At 71.7% G+C, this 24584-nt stretch carries 27 protein-coding genes and 3 pseudogenes; 16 read left to right on the top strand and 14 right to left on the bottom strand.

Annotated features, from left to right (window positions below):
• Nucleotides 1–55 precede the first annotated feature (55 nt).
• Nucleotides 56–352 carry a hypothetical protein gene (locus OJ962_RS29240; protein WP_202954033.1) on the top strand — a complete coding sequence of 99 codons (297 nt, stop codon included), beginning with the start codon at nt 56–58 and terminating at the stop codon, nt 350–352.
• A gap of 150 nt (nt 353–502) precedes the next feature.
• On the opposite strand, the gene OJ962_RS29245 is transcribed toward OJ962_RS29240, so the two are convergent.
• Genes OJ962_RS29245 through OJ962_RS29265 form a run of 5 tightly spaced genes read right to left on the bottom strand, consistent with a single transcriptional unit; the run spans nt 503 to nt 5752 of the window.
• Complete coding sequence (locus tag OJ962_RS29245; RefSeq protein ID WP_202954034.1) at nt 503–1480, bottom strand: hypothetical protein; 978 nt, start codon at nt 1478–1480, stop codon at nt 503–505.
• Entirely contained in the window at nt 1465–3834 is a 2370-nt protein-coding gene (locus OJ962_RS29250) for an AAA family ATPase (RefSeq protein WP_202954035.1), read from the bottom strand. Before OJ962_RS29250 ends, OJ962_RS29245 begins: the two co-directional genes overlap by 16 nt.
• Nucleotides 3835–3888: 54 nt before the next feature.
• On the bottom strand, nt 3889–5034 hold the full coding sequence (locus tag OJ962_RS29255; protein ID WP_202954036.1) for a glycoside hydrolase family 3 protein: 1146 nt from the start codon (nt 5032–5034) through the stop codon (nt 3889–3891).
• A 51-nt stretch (nt 5035–5085) separates the two neighbouring features.
• The gene (locus OJ962_RS29260; RefSeq protein ID WP_202954037.1) at nt 5086–5376 is read right to left on the bottom strand and encodes an Ada metal-binding domain-containing protein; all 291 of its coding nucleotides are present in this window, start codon (nt 5374–5376) and stop codon (nt 5086–5088) included.
• Entirely contained in the window at nt 5345–5752 is a 408-nt protein-coding gene (locus OJ962_RS29265) for a VOC family protein (RefSeq protein ID WP_202954038.1), read from the bottom strand. The genes OJ962_RS29260 and OJ962_RS29265 overlap by 32 nt, the downstream gene beginning before the upstream one ends.
• A 105-nt stretch (nt 5753–5857) precedes the next feature.
• Here OJ962_RS29265 and OJ962_RS29270 point away from each other — a divergent pair, with 105 nt between their 5' ends.
• Nucleotides 5858–6184, top strand: coding sequence for an STAS domain-containing protein (locus tag OJ962_RS29270; protein WP_202954039.1), 327 nt, complete (start codon nt 5858–5860; stop codon nt 6182–6184).
• On the top strand, nt 6181–6588 hold the full coding sequence (locus OJ962_RS29275; RefSeq protein WP_202954040.1) for a hypothetical protein: 408 nt from the start codon (nt 6181–6183) through the stop codon (nt 6586–6588). Before OJ962_RS29270 ends, OJ962_RS29275 begins: the two co-directional genes overlap by 4 nt.
• Here OJ962_RS29275 and OJ962_RS29280 read toward each other — a convergent pair.
• Together OJ962_RS29280 and OJ962_RS29285 are read right to left on the bottom strand one after the other, a co-directional pair.
• The gene (locus OJ962_RS29280) at nt 6566–6877 is read right to left on the bottom strand and encodes a Rossmann-fold NAD(P)-binding domain-containing protein (RefSeq protein WP_270006790.1); all 312 of its coding nucleotides are present in this window, start codon (nt 6875–6877) and stop codon (nt 6566–6568) included. The two genes, OJ962_RS29275 and OJ962_RS29280, sit on opposite strands and share 23 nt — an antisense overlap.
• Nucleotides 6878–7292: 415 nt before the next feature.
• The gene (locus OJ962_RS29285) at nt 7293–8171 is read right to left on the bottom strand and encodes a DMT family transporter (RefSeq protein ID WP_202954042.1); all 879 of its coding nucleotides are present in this window, start codon (nt 8169–8171) and stop codon (nt 7293–7295) included.
• A gap of 41 nt (nt 8172–8212) precedes the next feature.
• Here OJ962_RS29285 and OJ962_RS29290 point away from each other — a divergent pair, with 41 nt between their 5' ends.
• Both OJ962_RS29290 and OJ962_RS29295 read left to right on the top strand, forming a co-directional pair.
• A complete protein-coding gene (locus tag OJ962_RS29290; protein WP_202954043.1) occupies nt 8213–9064 on the top strand; it encodes an LLM class flavin-dependent oxidoreductase in 852 nt (283 codons plus the stop codon).
• Nucleotides 9061–9225 carry a hypothetical protein gene (locus tag OJ962_RS29295; RefSeq protein ID WP_202954044.1) on the top strand — a complete coding sequence of 55 codons (165 nt, stop codon included), beginning with the start codon at nt 9061–9063 and terminating at the stop codon, nt 9223–9225. The genes OJ962_RS29290 and OJ962_RS29295 overlap by 4 nt, the downstream gene beginning before the upstream one ends.
• On the opposite strand, the gene OJ962_RS29300 is transcribed toward OJ962_RS29295, so the two are convergent.
• On the bottom strand, nt 9176–10096 hold the full coding sequence (locus OJ962_RS29300) for an alpha/beta fold hydrolase (RefSeq protein WP_202954045.1): 921 nt from the start codon (nt 10094–10096) through the stop codon (nt 9176–9178). The two genes, OJ962_RS29295 and OJ962_RS29300, sit on opposite strands and share 50 nt — an antisense overlap.
• An 82-nt stretch (nt 10097–10178) precedes the next feature.
• Between OJ962_RS29300 and OJ962_RS29305 the strand changes: the two genes are divergently transcribed.
• Nucleotides 10179–11951 (top strand): glycerophosphodiester phosphodiesterase family protein, encoded by a 1773-nt coding sequence (locus OJ962_RS29305; RefSeq protein WP_202954046.1) that lies wholly within the window; start codon nt 10179–10181, stop codon nt 11949–11951.
• Nucleotides 11952–11954: 3 nt separating this feature from the next.
• Here the strand turns inward: OJ962_RS29305 and msrA are convergent, their stop codons facing one another.
• The gene (gene msrA, locus OJ962_RS29310; protein WP_202954047.1) at nt 11955–12605 is read right to left on the bottom strand and encodes a peptide-methionine (S)-S-oxide reductase MsrA; all 651 of its coding nucleotides are present in this window, start codon (nt 12603–12605) and stop codon (nt 11955–11957) included.
• Nucleotides 12606–12672: 67 nt separating this feature from the next.
• On the opposite strand from msrA, the gene OJ962_RS29315 reads away from it, so the two are divergent.
• Nucleotides 12673–13701 (top strand): hypothetical protein, encoded by a 1029-nt coding sequence (locus tag OJ962_RS29315; RefSeq protein WP_202954048.1) that lies wholly within the window; start codon nt 12673–12675, stop codon nt 13699–13701.
• On the opposite strand, the gene OJ962_RS29320 is transcribed toward OJ962_RS29315, so the two are convergent.
• On the bottom strand, nt 13631–14008 hold the full coding sequence (locus OJ962_RS29320; RefSeq protein ID WP_202954049.1) for a hypothetical protein: 378 nt from the start codon (nt 14006–14008) through the stop codon (nt 13631–13633). The genes OJ962_RS29315 and OJ962_RS29320 overlap by 71 nt on opposite strands.
• Nucleotides 14009–14043: 35 nt before the next feature.
• Between OJ962_RS29320 and OJ962_RS29325 the strand changes: the two genes are divergently transcribed.
• Entirely contained in the window at nt 14044–14877 is an 834-nt protein-coding gene (locus tag OJ962_RS29325) for an aldo/keto reductase (RefSeq protein WP_202954050.1), read from the top strand.
• 84 nt (nt 14878–14961) lie between these two features.
• On the opposite strand, the gene OJ962_RS29330 is transcribed toward OJ962_RS29325, so the two are convergent.
• Complete coding sequence (locus OJ962_RS29330; protein ID WP_202954051.1) at nt 14962–15813, bottom strand: cytochrome c oxidase assembly protein; 852 nt, start codon at nt 15811–15813, stop codon at nt 14962–14964.
• 28 nt (nt 15814–15841) lie between these two features.
• On the opposite strand from OJ962_RS29330, the gene OJ962_RS29335 reads away from it, so the two are divergent.
• Together OJ962_RS29335 and OJ962_RS29340 are read left to right on the top strand one after the other, a co-directional pair.
• Nucleotides 15842–16960: a 5-methyltetrahydropteroyltriglutamate--homocysteine S-methyltransferase gene (locus OJ962_RS29335; protein ID WP_202954052.1), complete on the top strand. Its 1119-nt coding sequence runs from the start codon at nt 15842–15844 to the stop codon at nt 16958–16960.
• Nucleotides 16951–18282, top strand: coding sequence for a sensor histidine kinase (locus tag OJ962_RS29340; RefSeq protein WP_202954053.1), 1332 nt, complete (start codon nt 16951–16953; stop codon nt 18280–18282). Before OJ962_RS29335 ends, OJ962_RS29340 begins: the two co-directional genes overlap by 10 nt.
• Here the strand turns inward: OJ962_RS29340 and OJ962_RS29345 are convergent.
• On the bottom strand, nt 18253–19185 hold the full coding sequence (locus tag OJ962_RS29345; protein WP_202954054.1) for a TIGR00341 family protein: 933 nt from the start codon (nt 19183–19185) through the stop codon (nt 18253–18255). The two genes, OJ962_RS29340 and OJ962_RS29345, sit on opposite strands and share 30 nt — an antisense overlap.
• Before the next feature lie 22 nt (nt 19186–19207).
• On the opposite strand from OJ962_RS29345, the gene OJ962_RS29350 reads away from it, so the two are divergent.
• The gene (locus tag OJ962_RS29350; RefSeq protein WP_202954055.1) at nt 19208–19681 is read left to right on the top strand and encodes a hypothetical protein; all 474 of its coding nucleotides are present in this window, start codon (nt 19208–19210) and stop codon (nt 19679–19681) included.
• Here the strand turns inward: OJ962_RS29350 and OJ962_RS29355 are convergent.
• Entirely contained in the window at nt 19678–20346 is a 669-nt protein-coding gene (locus OJ962_RS29355) for a response regulator transcription factor (protein ID WP_202954056.1), read from the bottom strand. The genes OJ962_RS29350 and OJ962_RS29355 overlap by 4 nt on opposite strands.
• A 15-nt stretch (nt 20347–20361) precedes the next feature.
• On the opposite strand from OJ962_RS29355, the gene OJ962_RS29360 reads away from it, so the two are divergent.
• Nucleotides 20362–21429 carry a histidine kinase gene (locus OJ962_RS29360; protein ID WP_202954057.1) on the top strand — a complete coding sequence of 356 codons (1068 nt, stop codon included), beginning with the start codon at nt 20362–20364 and terminating at the stop codon, nt 21427–21429.
• Between the two features lie 564 nt (nt 21430–21993).
• Here OJ962_RS29360 and OJ962_RS29365 read toward each other — a convergent pair.
• Nucleotides 21994–22431, bottom strand: a pseudogene (locus tag OJ962_RS29365) (FUSC family protein); the annotation flags it as partial.
• A gap of 45 nt (nt 22432–22476) precedes the next feature.
• Between OJ962_RS29365 and OJ962_RS29370 the strand changes: the two are divergent.
• From OJ962_RS29370 to OJ962_RS29385, 4 genes and pseudogenes are all read left to right on the top strand, one after another.
• Entirely contained in the window at nt 22477–23193 is a 717-nt protein-coding gene (locus OJ962_RS29370; protein ID WP_202954058.1) for an amidohydrolase family protein, read from the top strand.
• Nucleotides 23194–23498: 305 nt separating this feature from the next.
• Nucleotides 23499–23619, top strand: a pseudogene (locus OJ962_RS29375) (methyl-accepting chemotaxis protein); the annotation flags it as partial.
• A gap of 106 nt (nt 23620–23725) precedes the next feature.
• Nucleotides 23726–23971, top strand: coding sequence for a hypothetical protein (locus OJ962_RS29380; RefSeq protein WP_270006791.1), 246 nt, complete (start codon nt 23726–23728; stop codon nt 23969–23971).
• 40 nt (nt 23972–24011) lie between these two features.
• Nucleotides 24012–24584: pseudogene (locus OJ962_RS29385) on the top strand (xanthine dehydrogenase family protein molybdopterin-binding subunit); the annotation flags it as partial.

Below are 24584 nucleotides of genomic sequence, written 5' to 3' on the forward strand. Positions count from 1 at the left end.
GCGGTCGGGGATCTGTGCGCTGTTAGTCCTAGGACCTGGTTACGATGCCGGTCCGATGACGGATCCGATCGCCCTTCGCAACCGTTTCGCGTACGTCAAAGGCGCGTGGGACGAGAACCTGCGCGGCGTCCCGTTCCCGTCCCTGGGCGAGGGCACCGCGGAGCAGAAGATCGAGCGCCTGGAGCTCGCGCTCGTGGACGAGATGCGCAGCCGCGCCACGCCGGAGTCGGCCGAGCAGGTCGCCGACGCGATGTGGGGCCTGGTCCACTCCCGCCCGGACAGCGATCCGGTCAAGCAGCGGGTGACCCAGCACCACGAGGACCTGGCGAAGCTGGGTCATCGCCGCCTCTAGGTTCGAACCCGGCGCAGCGCGCCACCGGCATCGGCGGGTACTTCACGTACCCCGGCTCGCCCGCGAGTCCGCGCTCGCACATGGAGAAGACCGACCCGCGCGTGTTGCGGATCACGCGCTGACGCGCGCAATCCGCACAGAGGCCGAAGCTCAGGAGCGCTTGGGTGGGTGGAGGATGAAGCGGACCATCCCGGTCATGGGGTCGATGACCTGGGCCTCGGCGAGGAAGCGGTTGGAGCGGGTCAGCCCGTCGATCGTCGCCTTGTCGGCCTCCGTGAGCGTCTTCTCGTTCGGAGCCTGCGCCGCCAACGTCGCGCCAAGCGGCACCTCCAGCTCGGCCCTGAGGTCACCCGGGCGGAAGAAGACGACCTGGTTGGTCGGTGGCGTCGCGGAGGGCGTGGCCGTCGGGGTCGGCGTCGCCGTCGCCGCGGCCTTGCCGGCGCCCGGGGTAGGCATCGCCTTCGGCTCCTCCGGCGGCGGCGGCGGGGTCCGGACCATCACCATCTCCGCCTCCGGCAGGTAGCGGAACGTGTAGAGGGCCAGCTCGAGCGCCTCGCGCTGCAGGACCATGCCGCGGTTCTCCGACCGCTTGCCCACCGTGATCGCGCCGCCCGGGCCCATCCCGTCCAGCACGTACAGCACGCCGGGGCCGGTCATCTCGGTCATCGCGCTGGTGGCGACGGCGCTCATCTCGTACGGGGCGGCACCCGACGGGAACGGCACGGCCTTCACATTGACCAGCACGTCGCCGTTCGGGTGCGTGTACTGCACCTTGACCTTGTCGGCGATCTGCTGCGCACCCTCGGCGAGCGAGTGGTCGTCCGGCTCCCAGGCCGACCAGTTCGGATGCAGGCCGTAGTCGTCGTCGCCGCCGGCGTGGCCGAACGCGAAGATCGCGACCACGATCGCGATCGAGCCGAGCACGACGCCGCCGAGCGCGCCGGCGAGGAAGCCGAAGCGGTTGCGGTACTGGGTCGGCGGGAGCGCGCGCTTCTCGACCTTGGGCGGCGGGGTGTCGTGCTGCTCGGCGGGGGACTCCGGCGGCAGCTCGACGAACCGGTGGGTCTGGGTGCCCTCGGGGTCGGGGCGGCCGGCCGGTGACGGCGGCGGGATCAGATCACGGGCCATGCGTTCTCGTCCATCACGTCGATTTCGGGCTTGCGCAGGCGCACGCCGTTGAGCAGGTCGACCACGTCGTCGCCGTAGAGCTCGGTCGCCTCGACGAGACGGTCGGCGACCGCTTCGACGGCGTCCTTGTTCACGCGGATCGTGTTCCAGGCGATCACGAAGCACTGGCCCAGCAGGCCGGCGACCTGGTCGCGCTTGACGCGGTCGCCGAACGTGCTGTCGAAGCCGCTCGGCGAGCGGTGCATGAGCTGGTTGCCGATCCGCTGGAAGCGCTGCGTGACGCGCTCCTCCTCCTTCTCGCGCTCGTCGCGGTCCGCGATCCGGTCCGACAGGTCGATCGTGGCCGGCGACATCCCGGAGTAGCTGACCATGTGCGCGGCGTGCATCGTCACCGAGTGCAGGTCGCCGCCGACGCCGGTCGTGTTCTGGCCGTAGAAGATCAGCTCGGCGCCGTAGGAGCCGAGCGTCCAGATCAGGTTGCCGATCTCCTCCGAGCGCCAGGCGACGAAGCGGTCCTCGATCGAGGCCATCTGGTGGTGGCCGCCGCTGGAGCCGCGGCGCTTGATCGACAGCCGCGTGGACATCCCGTTGTCCATGTAGAGGTGGCCGCAGACGGCGTGGCCGGCCTCGTGGATCGCGATCGAGCGGCTCTCGTGCGGCGCGTACTTCTGGCCGATGGCGACGCCCGCCTCGACCGTCGTCATCGCCTCCAGGATGTCCTGGCGGCCGAACACGGGCCGCCCGTCCGAGTGCGCGTAGGTCAGCGCGAGCGAGCAGACCTGGTCGATCATCGCGGGCGAGTAGCCGGACGTGATGCGGGCGAGCTCGTCGCGCGCCTTCGGCGTGTCCAGCGACGGCTCGTGCGCGACCTTCTTGATGTAGAGGTCGAAGACGTCGCGCCGGTCCTCCCACGTGGGCGTGCGGAAGAAGATGTGGCGGCCCATGCGGCCCGGGCGGACAAGTGCGGGATCGAGCGCCTCCAGCGGCACGTTGCAGGCGCCGATGAAGTAGATCTGCTCCTCGCGCGGCTTCGGCGGCTTGATCCGGATCCGCTTGCCGAACACCTTCTGCGGGACGATGTACATGGCGTCCAGGAAGGTGTTGAACTTCTTGGTCAGGAACTTCTTGCGCAGCGGCGGCTCGTCGATGCCGTCCATCACGACCAGCAGCTGGTTGAGCGCCTGGGAGCCCATGCCCATGCCGCCCATGCCGGGGATGATGTTGTAGACGCGCTCGAGCGCCGGCGGCAGGAAGCGGCGCTTGGGCTCGGCGCGCAGTTCGAACAGGCGGTCCCGCCACTGCTTGGTCTCCAGCACGAGGTCGCCGTCCCACGTCAGCGCGCCCCAGTCGCCGAAGAACAGCTCGTCGTGGACGGAGCTGCGCTCGTAGGGCTGGAAGCCGGAGCCGAGCGAGGCGCGGCGCATGCCGACGGCGTCGATCTCGTCGATGAAGACGATGCACTGGCCGCCCCACTTGGCGGCGAGCTTCTTGGCCTTGCGGGCCATGTAGCGCACCAGCAGCGCGTCCATGCCCATGAACATCTGCTGGAAGCCCGAGCCCGGGATGGTCACGAACGGGCAGTTGAAGGAGGTGGCGATGGCCTTGCTGAGCATCGTCTTGCCCGTGCCGGGTGGGCCGAGGAAGAGCACGCCGCGCTCGCGCTTGCCGCCCGCCTTCTCGAACTCCTCACCGGACTGCCACAGCGAGACGACCCGGCGGATCTCCTCCTTGGCCTCGGCCTGGCCGCGGACGTCGTCGAGCTTGACGCCCCAGTCCGCGTCGCCGGGCTCATAGCCCTTGATCTGCTGGATCGAGAAGAAGAACAGCGGGCCGAAGAGGATCAGCAGGTTCACGAAGAACAGGAAGAAGCCGATCACGGCGTACATCGCGATCATCGGCGAGTAGCGGTCGAACCACGCGCCCATCTTGTCCCAGCCGGCGGCGAGCGACCACTCGCCGGCGGCCGCCATCGCGATCAGGAAGATCAGCGAGAGAGAGATCGCCAGCCACGTGGTGCGGCGGTACTTGGTCTTCCAATACCAGTGGCGCCGGCGCGAGACCACGTCCTGCCGGCGCAGCTCGTCGTCCGCGCCGTAGAGCGCCGGGAACGGCACGAGCTTGTGCGCGAGCACGTCGACGCCGCCGCGGAAGATCGCGATCCCCGCCAGCGCGCCCAGGATCGCCCACGGGATCGCCCAGCCCAGCCGGTAGTGGAGCAGCGCGAACGTCGCCGGGGAGGTGAAGACCGCGACGACCGTTGCCAGACGTCCGAGCTTGCGCCACTCGCTGGCCAGCGAGAGCGCCGAATCATTGACCCCGCCGCCGATCGCTCGGCGACCCTCTTCCTCGTTCACGACCCGGGATTGTAAGCCTGGACACCTGGACCGGAAGTCCTGGTCCACCCGCCTTTAGGACAGATTCTCCTGCAGCGCGAGAACCCGCGCGGCGGAGGTCCGGACGCGCTCCCGGAACGCCTTGGACCGCTTGGCTTCGGCCTCCAGCGCCCGGAACGCACGCAGCCAGGAGCCCTGGCCCGTCGTGAGCACGATGTCGTTGCCCGCGCGGATGGAGCGGACGGCGATCTGCTCCGTGCTGCCGGTCGCCCGGACCGACGCGGCCTCGATCGAGTCGGTGATCACGACGCCCTGGAACTTGAGCTCCTTGCGCAGCAGGTCCTCGAGGATGCGACTCGACTGGCCGGCGATCCGGTCCGGGTCCAGGCGCGGGTAGCGCGCGTTGGAGCTCATGATCAGCGGGACCTTCGCGGCGATCGCGGCCTTGAACGGGGCGAGGTCGGCGGTCGTGGGCGCGCCGGCGATGCTCGCCGACCCGTAGTCGGTGTTCGTCGTCGCGCCGCCGAGGCCCGGGAAGTGCTTGGCCGTTGCCGCGACGCCGCCCGCCCGCCAGCCCTCGACCGCCGCCTTGGTCGCGCGCGCGACCGCGTTCGGGTCGGTCGAGAACGCGCGCCCGCGCATCGCCGAGGCGGCGCTCGTCGGCACGTCCGCGACCGGCGCGAACGAGACGTTGAGCCCGTGCGCCTTCAGCGCCTGCGCGGCGGCCTTCGCGTCGCGGCCCGGCACCTGGCCGGCCTGCCCCGAGGCCGGCGGCGCCCACGCGATGCGGCGCACCTCGCCGCCCTCCTGGTCGGTGGAGACGATCGGCGTCGCGTCCGGGCTCGCCCGCCGCAGCTGCCGCGTGAGGCGCTTGAGCTGCGCGGCGTCCGTGATGTTGTCCTTGAACAGGATCGCGCCGGACGTCCAGCGCTTGCGCAGCGCGTTGCGCACGTAGGCGGGCGCCGTCGTCCCCTGGAAGCGCAGGACGATCAACTGGCCGACCTGCTGCTTGAGCGTGAGCTCGTCGACGGGCTGCTCGCCGGGCGCGGACGTCGCGGACGGTGTGGGGGTCGGCGTGGAGGCTCTGACGACGTCGCGTACCTCTCGCACCGTGGGCGCCTCCTCGTCGCCCGCGCCGATCGCGACGCCGGCGAAGAGCGCGACCGCCGCGGCGGAGGCGACCGCCACGCGGCGGCGGCGAACAGCGGTCGGCGACGGCACGCCCCTCAGGGTACGAGCGTTCGGTTGGTCAACCAGTGGTTGACCAACCGATCACTCGCGCGTCGGCGCGTCCTTCCACGCGCGGTACTTCTCGCGCTGGCACGCGCCGCACGGGCGGTATCCGGCCGCGATCGCGGCCGCCTCGTCCGCGAAGAACACGCGGTGCTTGGGCTCGAAGCCGCGGCGGAGGAAGGACAGCGCCACCGGGCAGTCGAGGCGGCCGTACACGCGTGTGCGCGCATGGCCGCCGAGCAGGCCGGGCGTCTCGCTCTCGTAGAGCGCGCCGTCCGGCCCGAGCAGCTTGTAGGTCTCAGGCGTCCTGGGGGGTCTTGAACTCGCCACCGTCGATCAGCTCGATCCTGTATCCGTCCGGGTCCTGGACGAAGCAGATGCGGCCGATCTCAGGGCGCCCGCCGGGGTGGAAGGGCGGCTTCTCGGGCTCGACACCGATCTTCGCCAGCTCACCGAGCAACGCGTCGAGGTCGTCGACTGTGAGGGCGATGTGGTTGTAGCCGTCGCCGAGGTCGTAGGGCTCCTCACGGCCGATGTTGACCGTGAGCTCGAGCGTGTCGGCGTCGCCCGGCAGGCCCATGTAGATGTTGTACGCGGTCTCGAACTGCAGCTTGCCGCGGCGCTCGTAGCCGAGGGCCTCGTAGAAGGCGACCGACGCGTCGGGATCGAGCACCCGGACGCACGTGTGGACATAACGCTTGGGCATCGAGGCTCACAGTACGGCAGGACGCGATTGAGACGTCTCGAACCGGGGGACTGTCAGCTTCTAAACACTCCCGCGACAGGAGCAGCCGTGCATGGCTTGGGCCTGATGATCGAAGAGCTGGATGCCGGTGCCGTCCGGATCGCGCTCCGTGGCGAGCTCGACCTGGCCCACGCCTACACGTTCGACGATGAGCTGCGGCGGGTGGAGGGCGCGCGGCCGAGCTGCGTCGTGCTCGATCTGCGGGAGCTGACCTTCCTGGACTCGTGCGGCCTCGCGCGGCTGCTGGCGGCCCGCCGGCGGGCGCGCCGCGGCGGCCACCGGCTGCTGCTCGTGCGCGGGCCGGCGGCCGTGCAGCGGCTGTTCGCGTTGTCCGCGGTCGACGAGGCGTTCGAGATGGTCAGCGAGGTACCTGAGACACTGATGGCACGGTGAAAGTGGTTGCGGCCGCCATCGCCAGCCTCGTGTTCCTCGCCGTCGTCGGGTACCTGGTCCTGCGCGGCGACGAGCAGACGCACGTGCAGGTGCGCTCGGGCGACGCGATCGCCGACGACCCCAACCGCGAGGACGACTACGGCGCCGAGACCATCCGCGCGTACCTGACGGCCGCGCTGCGCTGCGACGACGCCGCGCTCGCCCGCTTCGGCTCGCCGATCGAGGAGCTCGCGGGCCTGTGCGAGGCCGACGGGGTGGAAGCGGAGGTCGCGCGCGACCAGCTCGACCCGCGCGGCCGCGCGCTGTGGAAGCTCTCCGACCCGCCGGACCTCTACCTCTGGGTCGCCCAGGAGGGCGGACAGGGCTGGCGGGTCACGGCAGTCAGCGGTCCCCCGCGGGGGTGACGACCAGCTCGTGTGTCCAGGCGCGGGCCGACTGCCCCGCCAGGTACTCGACGGCGCGCGCGATCTGTGCCTGATCGGCGGTCTCGTTCTCGGCGCGACCCTCGATCATCGCCGGAGATCGACCGGGGGGCTGCCGCCCCCCGAGACCCCCCGCTTCAGGCGAGTCGATCGTCGCGTCGACGACCAGCAGCGCGACGTGGACGCCGTCCTCGCGCAGCTCCTGCGCCGCCGCGTGCACCAGCGCCTTGGTCGCGTGCGCGCCGGCCGCCCACAGGCCGCGGCCCGGCATCGCGCGCTCCCGCCCGTCACCTGGATCAACGTCTTCGCGCCCGCGCGCACGCCCTCGCTGAGGAATACGAACGCCTGCTTTGCGACCGCGCCTGCCCAAGCGTCGAAGCTTTCCACCGTCGCCGTGGAGATCGGCCCGCCGCCGAACGGCTCCTCCGGCCTGGTCGGCCGCGCCGCCGAGACCGCGTTCACGACCACGTCGAGCGAGCCGAACTCGGCGCGCGCCCGCTCCAGCGCCTCCCGCAGCGAGTCCGGGTCGGACGCGTCGGCCTGCAGCGGCAGCCCACCCGCGCCGCGCACGGTCTCCAGCGTCTCGGCCGAGCGCGCGACCGCCGCCCCGCGCCACCCGGCGGCCAGATGGTGCGAGAGGATCGCGCCGCCGAGATTGCGCGCACCGAGAACCACGATCGAAGGCATCAGCGGAGTCTCCCAAAGGGGAACTGGGCGACGACGATCCCGGCGACGACCAGCAGTGCGCCGCCGACCGCCAGCGCGGTGACCGGCTCGTCGCGCAACAGCGCCCCGAGCGCGAGCGCCCCGAACGGGATGATCATCGAGATGAACGAGGTCGTGACCGCGGGCAGCTCGCGCAGCAGCACCGTGAGCGTCACGAACGTGAAGCCGGTGCCGAACGCGGCCAGATAGAGGATCGAGCCGATCGAGTTCAGCGACCAGTGCGTCGCGCCCCAGTCCTCCGTCGGGGCACTGACGGCGAGCAGGAGCGCGCCGCCGATGACCATCGCCCAGCCGTTGACCACCAGCGGGTCCACGCCCGCGATCCGCTTCTTGGTGGCGATGTTCCCGATCGCGCTGGCGATGGGGGACAACACGACCGCGAGCGCCGCCAGCTCGGTGTGCTCGCCCGAGCCGAGGTCGAGCGACTCGCCGAAGGCCAGCACGAGCCCGCCGAGCGCGATCAGCACGCCCACGACCAGCCGCGGCCGCAGCGGCTCGTCCGGCAGGAACAGCGCGGCGAGGACGGCGACATAGAGCGGCAGGACGCCGAACAGCACGGCCGCCAGGCCGGACGTCACGTACTGCTCGGCCCAGTAGATGAGCCCGTAGCAGGTGGCGAACGGCAGCACCCCGATGATCCCGGCCAGCAGCGCGTCGGTGCGCAGCGAGCGTTTGAGGATGACGGCGGCGGTGAGCACGCCCACCCCGGCCAGCACGAACCGGATCCCCGCGCCGAAGAACGGCGCCACATCCTCGAGCCCGAGGGCGATCACCACCCACGTGCTCGACCACACGAGCACACAGGCGGCGTACAGCGTCCAGACCACAGCGCGCGACATCGGCGCGAGAGGGTATGACTCTCCGCGTGAGAGTCGCCTTGATGATCGAAGGCCAAGAGGACGTGACCTGGGACGACTGGGTCGCGCTGGCCGATGCCTGCGAGCGCTCCGGGATCGAAGCGCTGTTCCGCTCCGACCACTACCTGAGCGTGATGGGGGAAAGGGAGCGCGGCGCGCTGGACGCGTGGGCCGTCATCAACGCGCTCGCGGCGCGCACGACCAGGCTGCGGCTGGGCACGATGGTCTCGCCGACGAGCTTCCGGCACCCGTCCGTGCTCGCCCGCCTGGTGGTCGCCGCCGACCACGTCTCGGGCGGCCGGATCGAGCTGGGCATGGGCACGGGCTGGAGCGAGGTCGAGCACACGGCGTCCGGCTTCCCGTTCCTGTCCATGAAGGAGCGGATGGACGTGCTCGAGGAGCAGCTCGCGATCGTCCACGACGGCTACTTCGGTGACGGGTCGCCCTACAGCTTCACGGGCGAGCACTACCAGCTGCGCGACCTCAAGGCGCGTCCGCTGCCGGTGCAGCAGCCGCACCCGCCGCTGATCATGGGCGGCGCCGCCGGGCCACGCGCCGCGCGGCTGGCTGCGCGCTACGCCGACGAGTACAACACGGTCATGCCGACGCTCGACGAGATCCGCGAGCGCAAGGCCAACATCGACGCGGCGTGCGCGAAGGCCGGCCGCGAGCCGATCCCGTTCACGGTCATGACCGCGGCGTCGGTGGGCAAGGACCACCCGGACGCGACCGACACGTGGATCAACGGCTCCGTCGAGCAGGTGAAGGCGCGGCTGGCCGAGCTGGAGGCGGCGGGCGTCTCCGGCGTCTACCTGCAGATGCAGGACCACCGCGACGTCGAGATGGTCGAGCGGATCGGACGGGAGCTCACATGAGCGACGACGACGACTGGGTCGGCACGCCGCCGGAGGGCCGTCACTCGCGTGACCGCGCGAAGCCCGAGCACTGGGCCAGCCAGTGGCAGGGCCGCGCGATCAGCGGCGGCGTCATCCTGCTGTTGCTGCTTGTGGTGGTGCTGATCCTGTTGCTGGGGTAGCGCGCTCGACGTTCTGCACGATCGCCCCGATGATCTGCGGCCAGGCGGGGCGCGGCAGGCCGTGCCCCATGCCGCTGATCTCCACGTAGGTCGAGCCCGGGATGACCTTCGCGGTCGCGCGCCCGCCCGAACGCGGGACGAGCTTGTCCTCGGAGCCGTGGATGACCGTCGTGGGCACGCGCAGCTTGCGCAGCTCCGGGCCGCGGTCACGGTCGGCGACGATCGCGCCCAGCTGGCGGGCGGAGCCGCGCGGGTCGTGCCCGCGGTCGTACGAACGCGTGGCGATGTCGCGCAGATCCTCGACGTCGGGCTCGAAGCCGGTGCCGCTGATGCGCACGAACGACTCCACGGCCCGCTCGATGTACGCGTTGCGCTCCTTGGGCGCGGGGCGCAGCAGGAAGGCGTACATCGTCAGCGCGGGCTGGCCGCTCCAGAACGAGCCGGTGTTGGACATGATCGAGACCAGCGAGAGCGTGCGCTCCGGGTGCTCGATCGCGACGCGCTGGGCGATCATGCCGCCCATCGAGGCGCCGACGATGTGGGCTTTCTCGATACCGAGCGCGTCGAGCACGCCGACGCTGTCGCCGGCCATGTCGGAGAGCGTGTAGGCGGCCCCGCGCTTGTCGCGCAGGGCGAGCTGCTTGAGGCTCGGGACGGGCGCGTCGTCGAGCCGGGAGGAGCGGCCGATGTCGCGGTTGTCGTGGCGGATCACGAAGTAGCCGCGGCCGGCGAGCTGCTCGCAGAAGTCCTCGTGCCAGGCCAGCATCTGCGTGCCGAGGCCCATGATCAGCAGGATCGGCGGGTCCTCAGGGTCCCCGAACGTCTCGTAACAGATGTCGAGCTCGCCTACACGAGCAAACGCCTCGGCCATCGGATCAACGCTAGCCGAGAACGTTAGGGTCCGGTGAAGGCGTCGCCGGATCTCACACAAGCGCGGCGAGGATGGCGCGCCGATGAGGCTCCTCACGACGACCCTTGCCCTCGCGCTCGCCCTCCCGGCGACCGCGCTGGCCCAGACCCCGCCGCCGCTCGCCACCGAGTACAAGGCCCACGGCGACGACGCCCGCGTCCTGGTCGCCGCCCACCGCGGCTACTGGCGCGGCGCACCCGAGAACTCGCTGCCCAGCTTCGAGCAGGCGATCGAGCGCAAGATCGACATGATCGAGCTCGACGTCATGCGCACCTCCGACGGCCAGCTCGTGCTGATGCACGACACGACCGTCAACCGCACCACCAACGGCACCGGCACGATCTCCGCGATGACGCTCGCGCAGATCAAGGCGCTGCGCCTGAGGGCCGGCCTGGGTGGCGCACAGGCGGCCATGACGGACCTTCAGGTGCCGACGCTCAAGGAGGCGCTGCAGCTGATCGGCACCCGCGCGCTGATCAACCTCGACAAGGCCTGGGCCTATCGCGACCAGATCCTGCAGGAGCTGATCGAGACGGGCACGGTCGAGACCGCCGTGTTCAAGAGCAGCGCGTCGGTCGACGAGGTGCAGGCGTTCCGGGCTAAGGACCCGCGGATCCTGTACTCGCACATCGTCAACGACGGCAACGCCGCCTCGCTGACGGGCTTCGGCGACAACCCGCCGGACTCGTTCGAGATCATCTTCGACCGCCTGACGGACGCGCAGATCCAGCCCGCCGCGGTCGCCGCGGTCAAGGCGCAGAGCCGCGTCTTCATCAACACGATGTGGAAGGGCCTGGCGGCCAACTACACCGACGAGGCGTCGCTGATCGATCCCGCCCTCGGCTGGGTGCCGGTCATCGAACGCCACCGGGCGGACGTCATCCAGACCGACAACCCCGATGAGCTGCAGCGCCACCTGCGCGGCATCGACGTGAGCAGGCCGGCTAACCCGGCCAACGCGGTGCGCGTCCAGGGCGAGGACTACTCGACGGACGGCAAGGGCGTCGGCTACGCCGATCAGGACGACGAGAACCGCGGCGGCACCGTCTACCGCGGCTCGGAGGGCGTCGACGTCTGCGATCAGGAGGGCGCGCGGGTGGTGTGCTGGATCCGCGGCGGCGAGTGGCTGAAGTACCAGGTGCAGATCACGCGCCCCGGCGCCTACCGGGTGTGGGGTCGGTTCTCGAGCCCGTACCGTCCGGCGGGCCGGATCACGCTCGAGCTGCCGAGCCGCTCGCAGACGATCGACATCGAGAGCACCACGTCGCACAACGCGTTCTCGCCGCAGACTGTGATCGAGTCGGTCGAGCTGGCGGCCGGCACGCACACCTACTACGTGCGCGTGGACGCGGAGGCCTACCAGAACTTCAACCTCGACTACCTGCAGTTCGACCGCATCACGGACGAGGTCAGCGAGCAGGAGGAGGCGACGGTCGGCGGCGTCGTCGCGGGCACGCTCTCGCTCACGCTGGCCACGACGCCGCCGCTGGGCGTCTTCCAGCCGGGCGTCGAGCGCACCTACGAGACTCACGCGACGGCGCGTGTGGTCTCCAGCGCGCTGGACACGACGCTCACGGTGACGGGCGGCAAGCTCACCAACGACCAGCACGCGCTGGCGCAGCCGCTGCACGTGCGCGCCGACTCCAGCCCGTTCGTGGCGCTGACGGGACCGGTCGCGCTCAAGACGTGGAACGCGCCGGTCGTGGCCGAGTCCGTGCCGCTCGGCTTGCGTCAGACGATCGGCGCCGCCGAGCCGCTCCGTACCGGGGCGTACACGACGACGCTGACGTTCACGCTCTCGACGACGGCGCCCTAGCGCTTACGCACTGAGGCCGACGGGGCAGCTGACGCCAGTGCCCCCGAGGCCGCAGTAGCCGTTCGGCACCTTGGCCAGGTACTGCTGGTGGATGTCGTCGGACTCGTAGTAGAAGGTGTCCAGCGGGGCGATCTCGGTCGTGATGTCGCCGTAGCCGGCGGCCTTCAGGCGCTCCTCGAAGGCGGCCTTGGTCGCGGCCGCGATCTCCGCCTGCTCGGGCGTCGTGGTGTAGATCGCGGAGCGGTACTGGGTGCCCACGTCGTTGCCCTGGCGCATGCCCTGGGTCGGGTCGTGGTTCTCCCAGAAGACCTTGAGGATCTCCTCGTAGCCGATCTGGTCGGGGTCGAACACGACCAGGACGGCCTCGGTGTGGCCGGTCTTGGCGGTGCAGACCTCGTTGTAGGTGGGGTTGGGGGTGTAGCCGCCGGCGTAGCCGACGGCGGTGGTGTAGACGCCCGGCGTCTGCCAGAACGTGCGCTCGGCGCCCCAGTAGCAGCCCATGCCGACCACGGCGGTCTGCATCTGCTCGGGGAACGGCGGCTTGAGCGGTGTGCCCAGGACGAAATGCGTCTCGGGGGTGGGGAGCGGCTCGGACCGGCCCTTCAGGGCCTGGTCGGGCTCCACCATGCGGGTCTTCGTGCCAATGCCAAACATATTCGTCCTTACAGTCTTGCCTGGCCGGGATTCGTTACACGGAAGGTAGACCGAAGCAGGGGTCGCGGTGGACCGAGGGCGGATGTGCGGCGCGCCCGCGCGCCCGATCATCGCCGTCGTGCAGCGCGCCTTCGCCATCGTCTCGCTCCTGATCGCCGCGGCCGTCGGCGCGGAGCTGTTGGCGGCCTACAACGACACCACGGGCCGGCCGCTCGCGCTGCTCGGGAACCTCGTCTTCTTCGCGGCGCTCTACGGCTGCCCGGCGCTGCTGATCCGGGAGTACGCGCGCCGGACCGGCCGCGGCTGGCCGGCGATCGTGCTGCTGTCCGCTGCCGCCGGGCTGGTGCAGGCCGGCCTGCTCGACCAGTCCCTGTTCGCCGAGCGCTACGGCGAGGTGCGCGGCTGGGAGGCGTCGTTTCGCGCGACGGCGATCGAGCCGCTCGGCGTCAGCGCGTACATGGCGCAGGGCTTCGTCCTCGGCCATGTCGTCTACAGCTTCTGCGCGCCGATCGCGCTCGTGGAGGCGATGGTGCCGTCGATCGCGCGCACCGGCTGGCTGGGCCGCGGCGGCGTGGTGGCCGCGACGCTGCTGTGGGCGCTGGTGGCGGCCGCGATCGTCGCCGATTCCGGCCACGCGACGCTGCCCGAACTGGTGGCGACGCTCGCGCTGATCGGGGTGCTCGTCGCTGGCGCCGCACGCGCCGGCAGGGCCCGCGGAGCCGGCACGCCTCGGGCGCGCACCGCGCTCGCGGTGGGCTTGCTCGCGGCCACGGCGCACGCGCTCATGCCCGCCACCTGGGCCGGAACCGCGGGTGCGCTGGTGGTCGCGGCGGCCGCCGGCGTTTGGGTCGCGCGGCGCGAATGGGACCTGCGCAGCGCGGCCGCGCTGGCCGTGGGCGCGCTGCTCAGCCGCGGCGCGCTCGCGTTCACCTACTTCCCCGTCGTGGGCGAGACGCCGGCCGGCGCCAAGTACGCCCACAACGTCGGGATGCTGGCCCTCCTCGCGGTGGCCGGCGCCTACGCGCTCAGACCTCTTCGTCCTCGCCGCCGGTCATCGCCTCCAGCAGCTCCAGCGCGGCCGCCTGGGCGGGCGTGACGAGCACCTCGCCGCCGAGGTCCTCGAGCTGGGGCCAGAAGCTGGCGTGGACGGCGACCTCGTCGCCGCCGGCGTCCTCGAGGACGATCACGGCACGGCCCTGGTTCTCGCTCGCGACGCCTTCACCACCTCCGACGGCAGCGCCCGCGGCGGTGAGCACCGCGACCGCGAGGTCGTGCCAATGCGAGAGCGCGTCCTGGCGCTCCGCATCGGTCATCTGCTCCAGGTGATGGCGATTGCGCTCGGCGAGCGCGGCGACCGCCGCCCCCAGCGGGGCGTCGGCCAGAAGGTCGTCGACAGAGGACACAGGTCCAGTATGGCGCGAGCGCTAGGTTGAGGCCAATGGCTCGGCTAGGACTCGGACTGGCGTCGCTCGGCCGCCCCGGATATCTGAACATCGGCCACGGCTCCGAGCTGGGGGAGGACAAGTCCGTCGAGGCGCTGCGCCGGCGCGCGCACGAGGTGCTCGACTTCGCCTACGAGGCGGGGATCCGGGACTTCGACACCGCCCGTTCCTACGGCCGGGGCGAGGAGTTCCTGGGGCAGTGGCTGCGCTCGCGCCGGCCCGAGGGCGTGACCGTGTCCTCCAAGTGGGGCTACGTCTACACGGCGGACTGGGAGGTGGCCAAGCAGCCGCCCGAGGTCAAGCACCACGATGTCGACACGTTCCGCCGTCAGCTTTCCGAGACGCGTGAGAACCTCGGCGACTGGCTGGATCTCTACCAGATCCACTCGGCGACCCCGGAGTCGGGCGTGCTGGAGAACGACGCGGTGCTGAGCGCCATGGTCGAGGCGGACGTCCCGCTCGGCGTGAGCGTGAGCGGCACGAGCCAGGCCGAGACGATCGACCGCGCGGTGGCGCTGAACATCTTCAGCGCCGTGCAGGCGACCTGGAACCTGCACGAGCGGGCTGCCGGCGACGCGCTCGCGCGCTCCGGGCTGAAGGTGATCGTCAAGGAGGGCCTGGCGAACGGGCGCTTGGCGGCGCGGGACGCGCAGGCGCTGGCGGTGGCGCTGGCGCAGCCCTGGGCGGACGTGGTGCTGAGCGGTGCCGCGTCGATCGACGTGCTGCGCTCGAACCTGCGGGCGTTGGAGACGCCGCCGGAGGACGAGCCGGGGCTCACGGAAGAGAGTTCGGCCTATTGGAAGCTCCGCTCGAACCTCGCCTGGAACTGACGCCGCGTTCGAAGCGGCGCGTCGGTGGGGGGTGCCGCAATCTACTTTCGCTCAGCGAAAGCTCCGCGCTGCACCCCTACGCGCTCAGCCCTGGCGTGCGGATGACGTGATCCGCTCACGCAGCGCCGCCCCGCGCCCTGCGGCGACGGCACGCGCGATCCGCTCGGGGGCCATCTCCACGCCCAGCCGGTCCGCGAGCTCGGCCAGCTCCTGCCGCTCCTCGCTCTCGCGCGCGGCCTTCAGGAACAACCAGCCGAACAGCAGGATCGTGATCACCGACCCCTCGATCATCATGATCGCCCCGGCCGCGCTCTGGTCGTTGGCGGCGCTGATGCCCCATTCGGCCTGGCCGCGCGCGTACTGGGGATAGAGCACGCCGCTGGACCAGAACAGCGCGTTGGCGAGCACGCTCTGGATCAGCCGGATCGCGACGATGTAGCCGATCTTCCAGCCGTTGCCGAACCATCCGGGCTTGGGCAGCGGGCCCAGCAGCGCCATCCACATCGCGATGCCGAAGCTCACGAACAGCATGTGCTGGAGCGCGTGCACGGTGTCATTGCTGACCGCGCCCTGATAGAGCGCCGGCAGGTGCCAGACGTAGAAGTTGGCCGTCCAGGCCACGAGCGCGACCACCGGGTGCCCGAACGCGCGCAGCCACGGGATCGCGCGCAGCAGCGGGGCCAGCACCGGGCCGGTGAGGCCGAGCACGATCAGCAGCGCGCCGAGGTCCGCGATCAGCAGGTGCTCGAGCATGTGCGCCCAGAAGAGCTCCTCGCTCATGGTCGCCAGGGGGCTGGACAGCGTGACCGCCATCAGCGCCAGGCCGCCGTAGAAGCACCACTGGCGCCACGCGGGCGTGTGCACGCGGTGGTTGCGCAGCCAGTACATGACGGCGACGACCACCATCGGCAGCAGCTGCAGCGGTGCGAACTCCATCGGCCGGACCTTAGATACCGTGCAGCCCATGTCCAGTCGTGAGACGCCGCCCTACCGCGCCGACCACGTCGGCAGCCTGCTGCGCCCGCCGGAACTGCTGAAGGCGCGCGAGGATTTCGCCGCGCAGAAGATCGACGCCGAAGCGTTGCGCGGGGTGGAGGACGCCGCCATCCGCGACGCGGTGAAGCTGCAGGAGGACGTCGGGCTGCGGTCGGCCACGGACGGCGAGTTCCGCCGCGCGACCTGGCACATGGACTTCATCTACTCGCTCGGCGGCGTGCAGAAGACGCCGGGCCAGCTGAAGGTCAAGTTCCACAACGCCGAGGGCGACATCGAGTGGACGCCCGCCGCGATGCACGTGGACGACAAGATCACGCTCGAGAAGCCGATCTTCGCCGACCACTTCGAGTTCCTGCAGAGCTGCGTCACGAGCGCGACGCCCAAGCTCACCATCCCGTCGCCGAGCATGGTCCACTACCGCGGCGGCCGCGCCGCGATCGAGGAGTCCGTGTACCCGGACATGGACCAGTTCTGGAGCGACCTGACAGCCGCCTACGCCGACCAGGTGCAGGCCATGGCCGACCTCGGCTGCCGCTACCTGCAGTTCGACGACACGTCGCTCGCCTACCTGAACGACCCGAATCAGCGGGCCGAGATGGCCGCCAAGGGCGACGACGCCGAGCACCTGCACGAGTCCTACATCCGCCACATCAACGAGGCGCTTTCTCGCCGCCCGGAGGGGATGGCGATCACCACCCACATGTGCCGCGGCAACTTCCGCTCCTCGTGGGTCGCCGAGGGCGGCTACGACTTCGTCGCCGAGGCGCTGTTCAACGAGCTGGCCGTGGACGGGTTCTTCATGGAGTGGGACGACGCGCGCTCGGGCGGCTTCGAGCCGCTGCGGTTCGTGCCCAAGGGCAAGGTCGTCGTGCTCGGGCTGGTGACGACCAAGACGGGCGAGCTCGAGTCCAAGGATGAGCTCAAGCGCCGGATCGAGGAGGCGTCGCAGTTCGTCGACGTCGACCAGCTGTGCCTCTCGCCCCAGTGTGGGTTCTCCTCGACGGTCGAGGGCAACGCGCTCACGGTCGAGCAGGAGATCGCGAAGCTGCGGCTCGTGGTCGAGACGGCCGAGGAAGTTTGGGGCTGACGCGCCGCCCGCCGCTGGCGCTCGGCGTCGCGCTCGCGGCGCTGGGCGTGGCGGCGACCACGCTCGTCCTCTACGCGCTGCGCGACGTCGCGCCGGTCGTCTCGCTCGGCGTCGTGTACCTGGTCGTCGTGCTCGCGGTCGCGAGCGCGTGGGGCGTTTGGCTGGGTCTGGGGACGGCGCTCGCCAGCGCGCTCGCGTTCAACTTCTTCCACATCCCGCCGACGGGCCGGCTGGCCATCACGGGCGGGGAGAACTGGGTCGCGCTGGCCGTGTTCTTCGCCGCGGCGGTGCTCGCCTCGTCGCTGACCGAGCTGGCGCGGCGGCGCACGGTCGAGGCCGAGCAGCGGCGCCAGGAGGCGGACCTGAGCGCGGAGATGGCGCGCCTGCTGCTGCGCGGCGGGCGGCTGGAGGAGACGCTCCCCGCTGTCGGCGAGCGACTGGCGCGGGCGTTCGGCACGCGCAGCGCCTCGATCGTCGCCCAGGCGGTGGACGGCACGTTCCCGCTGCGGGAAGGGCCGCGCCAGATCGGGACGCTCACCGTGGACGCGCCCGAGCCGGTGCTGCGGCGCATCCAGACGCGGATCGTGCCGGCGCTCGAGGCGCTTCTGGCGGCGGCACTGGAGCGGGACGCGCTGATGGCCGACGCCGTCGAGACGGCCGCGCTGCGGCGCAGCGACGTGATCAAGACCGCGCTGCTGCGGTCGGTCTCGCACGACCTGCGTTCGCCCCTGACCGCGATCCTGACGTCCGCCGAGGCACTGCGCGTCTCGGCCGAGGAGCGGGTGGAGCTGGCCGAGGGCATCACCGAGGAGGCGACGCGGCTCAGCCGCCTGATCGACAACCTGCTCGACCTCTCGCGGCTGGAGGCGGGCGCCGCCGAGGCCCGCCCCGCGTGGTCCTCGATCGAGGAGGTGCTGTCCGCCGCGGCCGCGCAGGTCCCCGACGGCCAGTTCAAGCTCGCGCTCGACGACGACCTGCCGCCCGTCCGCGCCGACGCCGCTCAGCTGGAGCGCGCATTCGCGAACCTGTTCGAGAACGCGCACCGCTACTCCGGCGGCCATCCCATCTCGGTGCGGGCGCGCGACGTCGGCGGTCGCATCCTGATCCGGGTCGTCGACCGCGGCCCGGGCATCCCCAAGGCCCACCAGGAGCGCATCTTCGAGCCGTTCTACCGGTCCGGCTCGCGCGGCTCCGGCCTCGGACTCGCGATCGTGCGCGGCTTCGTCGAGGCCAACGGCGGCCGCGTGTGGGTGGAGTCGCTCCCCGACCAGGCGACGTCGTTCGTGGTCGAGCTACCCGTCCCGCAGACGCTTCCGACGTAGGTACAGCAGCCGCTGCACGTACAGCGTGGCGGTGCCCGCGACGAGGATCGCGGCCAGGTTGACCGCCAGCTGGCCGGTCGACCCCGCGAACGTGTCCCAGTCGCCGTAGGCCGCGGCGATTCCAATGTTCGCCGCGGCGGGGATCGTCGTGACCGAGATCAGCACGCCGATCAGCGCGCCGGACTTCGCGGTGCTGAGACTGAGCATCCCGGCGGCGCCGGCACACAGCGCGACGATGAAGGCGAACGCGTCCGGGCTGGAGATGCTCTTCGACAGCGCGTGGTCGTCCGTGTTGAACGCGTCCGGGACGATGTTGAACGCGTCGAACAGCAGCGTCGCGGCGATCGTGGCCGCGATCGCGAGCGGGAACCCGATCGCCAGCGCCAGCGCCGACCGGCGCGCCAGCTGCCCGCGGAGCTGCACGAGCGCGACGCACAGGCCCGCGACCGGCCCGAACTCGGGCCCGACCACCATCGCGCCCACGACCAGGATCGGGCTGTCGAGGAAGATGCCGATCGCCGCGATGATCGACGCCAGCACCATGTACAGCAGGAACACGGCGCTGAGCTCGATGCTCTCGCTCGTGCGCTGGTCGAGCTCCTCCCAGATCACCGCGTCGGCCGGCGACCCGGGCGCGTGCTTCTCCGCCGCCTCCGCGTAGTCGGACACGATGTCCGTCGGGCTGAGCGCGATCGACCCCTCGTGATGGATGCCGAGCTCGCGCAGCTCGCTGATGATCACGCTCGCGTCCTCGCGCGCGACGTCGCACATGATCAGGTCTCCGGACGGGTTCGCGGACGCGCCCTGCACCTTGATCACGTTGATCGCCGACTCGGTCGAGCACAGCCGCGCATGCACCTGCGCGGCCTTCTCGGCGGGAGCGACGATCCGCAGGTGAACCATGGCGGGCCATAGGATGGCGGGCGTGGAGGACGCCGAGTTCGAGGTCTGGGGCCGCGTGGCGGTCGATCGCGCCGCGGAGCTGCTCGGGGACGCGATTCCCGACGCGCAGCTGAGCAAGACGACGCGGCGTTCTCGCGCGAGCCGCGGCTACATCCAGCGCTACGTCACGTTCAAGCACCCGACGATGCCCGCGGACCGGGCGGTGTGGCTGTTCGCGGCGCCCGTGGGGCACGCGTACGACTTCCGGCCGCCGCATGCGCGCATCGGGGCCGGGCTGCTGCAGGACCCGGACAACGAGCTGGACTCGAACCGGTTCGCGGCCGGGATGACGAAGGGCTTCCCGTTCTCGTGGAAGACCCATCTGGAGACCAAGTACGAGGGTTATCGGCTCAGCGTCAAGGTCGATCCCGACACGGACGACGCCGAAGCGAAGGCGCAGGAGCTCGCCACGGAGGTCCTGCGCGGTCTCCGGAACGCGGGCCTGCTGGTGGATTAGGCCGCGAAGCGGTAGCCGACGCCCGGGTCGGTGTGGAGGTACTCCGCGCCGATCTTGCGGCGCAGGTTGGACATGTGGACGCGCAGGACCTGGACGTCGTCGGCGTACTCCGGGCCCCAGCCGTCGACGAGCAGCGCGCGGTGGGTGAGCAGCCGGCCGCGGTTGGTCGCGAGCACGCGCAGCAGGTTGAACTCGATCGGGGTGAGGTGGACGCCAAGACCGTCGACGGTCACGGTATGGGCGGCGAGGTCCAGGCGCAGGCCGTCGGCCTCGATGACGGGCTCGGACGTGCCCGGGGCGGCGCGGCGCAAGGCGGCCTGCAGCCGTGCCACCAGCTCGCGCGGGCCGAACGGCTTGGTGACGTAGTCGTCGGCGCCCGCCGCCAGCGCACGGACCTTCTCGTCCTCCTCGCCGATCGCGCTCAGCACGAGGATCGGCATCGAGGACCACGAGCGCAGCTCGCGCGTCACCTCGACGCCGTCGCGGTCGGGCAGCACGAGGTCCACGATCGCGGCCGCCGGGGGCTTCAGGGCCGCCACGTCCAGCGCTTCCTCGGCGGTCGCGGCCTGCAGGACCTCGAAACCCGCCTCGCGCAGGATGATGCGCAGGGCGCGCAGGATCTGGGGCTCGTCGTCGACGACGAGCACGCGCGGGCGGTCACTCATGACACGCTGAGGGTAATGGCGGGTCACTACAAGATCTTCCTGGGCATGGCGGCGGGGGTCGGGAAGACCTACCGGATGCTGGCGGAAGCCCAGGCGCAGGCCGAAGCGGGCCGGGACGTCGTGGTCGGCCTGCTGGAGACGCACGGCCGCGCCGAGACCCAGCGCGCCGCCGAGGGCCTCGAGCAGCTGCCGCGCCGGCGCGTGCCCTACCGCGGCGTGACGCTGGAGGAGATGGACCTGCCCGGCATCCTCCGGCGCGCCCCCGAGCTGTGCCTGATCGACGAGCTCGCGCACACGAACACGCCCGGCGTCGAGCACCCCAAACGCTACGACGACATCGCGGACGTCCGCCGCGCCGGGATCGACGTCTACTCCACCGTCAACGTGCAGCACCTGGAGTCGCTCAACGACCAGGTGGCCGAGCTCACGGGCGTGCGCGTGCGTGAGACCGTGCCGGACGAGGAGCTGGCCAAGGCCGACGAGGTCGTGCTGATCGACCTGCCGCCCGAGGACCTGGTCACGCGCCTCCAGGACGGCAAGGTCTACCCGCCCGCGCGCGTGCCGGCGGCGCTCAACGGGTTCTTCCGCGTCGAGAACCTCCGGGCGTTGCGGGAGGTGGCGCTGCGGCAGGTCGCGGAGACCGTCGAGGCGCGGCGGCCCGACGCGCCGCCGATCGCGGAGCGCCTGCTCGCGTTCGTCACCCTCGACGAGGCGGGTGAGCGCGTCGTCCGACGGGCCGCGCGCTCGGCGCAACGCCTGAACGCGGTGCTCGACGTGCTGCTCGTCCGCGACCCGGAGGCCGCCGCCTCAGCGGACGAGCGTGCCCGACTGGAGGCGCTGCGCCGGCTCGCGGCGATGGTCGGCGCGCACCTGCTCGTCGACGAGGGCGCGGACGAGGTCGCGGTCCTCGAGCGCGTCGCCCGTGAGCGGGGAACGACGTACGTCCTCGTCGGCCCGCCCGGCCCGCGCCGCGGCCTCGGCCGCTTCGCGGAGCCGCAGCTCATGCGCATCCTCAGAGCGCTCCCGGACGTCGACGTGCGCGTGGTCGCGGACCGTCGCGAGCAGGATCTCCTCGGTCGGTAGCTCGTCCGGCATGCCGGCGACGAGCTCGGCGGCGCGCATCAGGTCGACGGCGGTGGAGCGGACGCTCTCACCGAGCGCGTCGTGCCCGGCGCCCGCGGCGGCCCGAGCGGCCGCGGCGCGCGCGCCGGCGGCGCGCGCCGGCTCGTCGAACGCGGCGGCGAGCTCCCACACCGAGCGGGCGAGCTCCGTGACCGGCGCCGCGGCGCCCGCCGGCGCGGTCCCGGCGCGCAGCGCCCGCAGCGCGTGGCGGGCGAGCACGCGCGTGTTGCGCACGGCCAGGTCGAGCTGCTCGTAGGCGCGGCCGTAGCGCTCCACCGGCTCGCGCTCGCCGAAGCGCGTCGGCGCGACCCGCACGGTTTCGCGGCCGGTCTCCAGCGCGTCGTCGAGCTCATCCAGCAGGGGATCGATCGCGCGCGCCTGCACCAAGGCCGCTTCCGCACGGTCGACGTCGCCCGCGGCCAGCGCGGCGGCGACGCGCTCGAGCGCCTGCCCGAGGGCGCCCATCACGGCCTGGCCGGCGCGGCCGACGTGCAGGATCGCGTTGGGCGGGAACACCACGGCGACCGCCAGCGCCACGAGGCCGCCGATCAGCGCCTCGAAGATGCGGTTCGGCGCGCTGGTGCCGCCGATCATGAGCAGGAGCATCGCCGAGACGGCGGCCTCGCCGATCACGAGATCGGAGCCGTTGAAGAGCACGGCGATCGACATCGCGACCACGATCAGCAGCGCGAGCTGCCACGGGCCGGTGCCGATCAGGTGTACGAGCACGGCCGCGAGCGACAGGCCGAGCACGACGCCGGTGGCGAGCTGAAGTGCGCGCTGGCGGTGCTGGCCGTGCGTGGCGCCGATCGCGACCACGGTCGCGATGCAGGCGAACACGGGCTGCGGGTCGGGGAGCAGCCAGACGCTCAGGTACCAGGCGGCCAGCGCGGCGAGCGCGGTCTGACCGATCGCGAGCGAACGGGAGGAGAGACGGCGTTGGGCGAGTCGAAGCTGGGTCATACGAACCACTCCATTCTGCTTCGGCCACCTGCAACGCTTCCTTAAGTGCGGATCTTCGACGCGCACTTCCACGTCATCGATCCGCGCTTCCCGCTGGTCCCGAACCAGGGCTACCTGCCGGAGCCGTTCACGGTCGACGACTACCGCGCGCGCTTGACCGCGGACGGTGGAACCGTGGTGTCCGGCTCGTTCCAGGCCTACGACCAGACATACCTCATCGACGCGTTGCAGCGGCTCGGCCCGACGTTCGTGGGCGTCGCACAGGTGCCGCCGGACATCTCGGATGAAGAGGTGTTGCGATTGACGGACGCGGGGGTGCGTGCGTTCCGCGCGAACTTCGCGCGCGGCACCGCGCCGCCGGACCTGTTGAACCTCGCGCGCCGCTTCGAGGCGCTGGCGGGCTGGCACCTGGAGATCTACGGCGACGCGCGCGAGCTTCCGCCGCTCCCGGGCGTGCGGCTCGTCCTCGACCACCTCGGCGGCCCGGAGGCGGCGCTGCCGGCGACCCTGCGCCTCGTCGAGCAGGGAGCGCGCGTGAAGGCGACGCGTTTCGGCGTTTCCGATCACGACATCGCGCGGACGCTGCGCGAGATCGTCGCCGTCAACCCGGCCGCGCTGCTGTTCGGCACCGACCTCCCGGGCACACGCGCGCCTCGCGCATTCGAGCCGCGCGACCTCGAGCTGGTCCTTGAGATCGCCGGCGAGCGCGCGATCTTCACCAACGGTGCCGAGACCTACCGGCTCCCTCAATCGTATGACTGAGCCGTCGAGCACCGGGGGCGATGTCCCTCCGCACGGGCGTGATGATGACCAGCTACCGGCGCCGATCCGGCGCGGTGGCAAGGCCATCGGGTCGCCGGCGTCGACGTCACGCTCGCCGCGCTGGACAAGCAGACGCACGCGGTCAAGGTGCTCGACAGCGGCTGCGCGTTCGTGACCGCGCCGTCCGGCCCGGCCGTCTCGTTTCCGGCGCGCAAGGCCTGGACGGCAAGAAGACGCTGAAGGTCAGCTGCGCACGCCGCTGATCGGCCTCGCTGCGCTGCTCGTGATCGGCGGGATCGCCGACGATCAGCGGGATCGCCGAGCAGACGAACCTGCTCGCGCTCAACGCCGCCATCGAGGTCGCGCGGGCGGGCGAGCAGGGCAAGGGCTTCGCGGTCGTCGCCGACGAGGTGCGCTCGCTGGCCGAGGAGGCGCAGACCGCCGCGGCCGGCGTCGCCGCTCGGACGACGGCGTTGCGATCGTCCGCGAGGCCGCGGGCGCGTTCGAGGCCATCCGTGACGGGATCGGCGAGGTGGACCGCCAGGCCGAGCAGATCGCGAGCGCGATCGCGACGGTCGAGCGCACGGCCGCGACGATGGGCGCCGAGCTGTCGGACGTCGCCGCAGTCGCCGAGCAGTCGTCGGCCTCCACCGAGCAGGTCTCGGCCGCCGCGCAGCGGACGAGCGCGTCCACCCAGGAGATCGCCGCGTCGACGCAGGAGCGCGCCCGCGAGGCCGCCCGCCTCGACGAGCTCGGCGGGCAGTTCACCCTGGCCTGACCGAAACCGGCCGCCGCGCGCGGCCGGTAACGTCCGGCCGATGATCGGGACGGCGCGCCGCCGGCGGGACGGCGAGGCGAAGGTGCGCGGGGCGACGCGCTACGTGGGCGACATGCCGGTGCACGGGCTGCTGCACGCCCGGCCGGTGCTGGCGGCGGATGCGCACGCGCGGCTGCTCGGGATCGACACCAGCGCGGCGCTGGAGGTGCCCGGCGTGGTCGCCGTGCTCACCCACGCGGACCTGCCGCTGGCCGGCGGCTCCGGCCGCGCCGCCGAACCGCTCGCACGCGAGGAGATCGTGTGGGCGGGCCAGCCCGTTGCGCTCGTGGTCGCCGAGAGCGAGGCCGCCGCGGAGGACGGCGCCGCGCTCGTGGACGTCGACACCGAGCCCCTGGAGGCCGTGCTCGACCTCGAGGCGGCGATCGCCGACGGTGCTCCGCCGGCCCGGTACAGCGAGAAGGCGGGGGAGGACGAGAGCGCCGCGAGCGCGCACGGGGGCGGCGACGACGACCGCGGCGGGGACGAGGGCGACGTGGCGAGCGGCGACGAGCGCGGCGCGGCGGGCGGCGACGAGCGCGGCGCGGCGGGCGGGGGCGAGCGCGGCGCGGCGGGC

Origin of the sequence: Solirubrobacter deserti (assembly GCF_027587175.1) — a bacterium.
Classification (GTDB): domain Bacteria; phylum Actinomycetota; class Thermoleophilia; order Solirubrobacterales; family Solirubrobacteraceae; genus Solirubrobacter; species Solirubrobacter deserti.

Excerpts from the sequence above, each read along its gene's own strand:
- OJ962_RS29330 (WP_202954051.1), bottom strand. The coding sequence starts at position 15,813 with ATGGAGTTCGCACCGCTGCAGCTGCTGCCGATGGTGGTCGTCGCCGTC.
- OJ962_RS29285 (WP_202954042.1), bottom strand. The coding sequence starts at position 8,171 with ATGTCGCGCGCTGTGGTCTGGACGCTGTACGCCGCCTGTGTGCTCGTG.
- OJ962_RS29355 (WP_202954056.1), bottom strand. The coding sequence starts at position 20,346 with ATGAGTGACCGCCCGCGCGTGCTCGTCGTCGACGACGAGCCCCAGATC.
- OJ962_RS29325 (WP_202954050.1), top strand. The coding sequence starts at position 14,044 with ATGGCTCGGCTAGGACTCGGACTGGCGTCGCTCGGCCGCCCCGGATAT.
- OJ962_RS29245 (WP_202954034.1), bottom strand. The coding sequence starts at position 1,480 with ATGGCCCGTGATCTGATCCCGCCGCCGTCACCGGCCGGCCGCCCCGAC.
- OJ962_RS29305 (WP_202954046.1), top strand. The coding sequence starts at position 10,179 with ATGAGGCTCCTCACGACGACCCTTGCCCTCGCGCTCGCCCTCCCGGCG.
- OJ962_RS29290 (WP_202954043.1), top strand. The coding sequence starts at position 8,213 with ATGATCGAAGGCCAAGAGGACGTGACCTGGGACGACTGGGTCGCGCTG.
- OJ962_RS29300 (WP_202954045.1), bottom strand. The coding sequence starts at position 10,096 with ATGGCCGAGGCGTTTGCTCGTGTAGGCGAGCTCGACATCTGTTACGAG.
- OJ962_RS29280 (WP_270006790.1), bottom strand. The coding sequence starts at position 6,877 with ATGCCGGGCCGCGGCCTGTGGGCGGCCGGCGCGCACGCGACCAAGGCG.
- OJ962_RS29240 (WP_202954033.1), top strand. The coding sequence starts at position 56 with ATGACGGATCCGATCGCCCTTCGCAACCGTTTCGCGTACGTCAAAGGC.
- OJ962_RS29345 (WP_202954054.1), bottom strand. The coding sequence starts at position 19,185 with ATGGTTCACCTGCGGATCGTCGCTCCCGCCGAGAAGGCCGCGCAGGTG.
- OJ962_RS29335 (WP_202954052.1), top strand. The coding sequence starts at position 15,842 with ATGTCCAGTCGTGAGACGCCGCCCTACCGCGCCGACCACGTCGGCAGC.
- msrA (WP_202954047.1), bottom strand. The coding sequence starts at position 12,605 with ATGTTTGGCATTGGCACGAAGACCCGCATGGTGGAGCCCGACCAGGCC.
- OJ962_RS29360 (WP_202954057.1), top strand. The coding sequence starts at position 20,362 with ATGGCGGGTCACTACAAGATCTTCCTGGGCATGGCGGCGGGGGTCGGG.
- OJ962_RS29270 (WP_202954039.1), top strand. The coding sequence starts at position 5,858 with ATGATCGAAGAGCTGGATGCCGGTGCCGTCCGGATCGCGCTCCGTGGC.
- OJ962_RS29265 (WP_202954038.1), bottom strand. The coding sequence starts at position 5,752 with ATGCCCAAGCGTTATGTCCACACGTGCGTCCGGGTGCTCGATCCCGAC.
- OJ962_RS29295 (WP_202954044.1), top strand. The coding sequence starts at position 9,061 with ATGAGCGACGACGACGACTGGGTCGGCACGCCGCCGGAGGGCCGTCAC.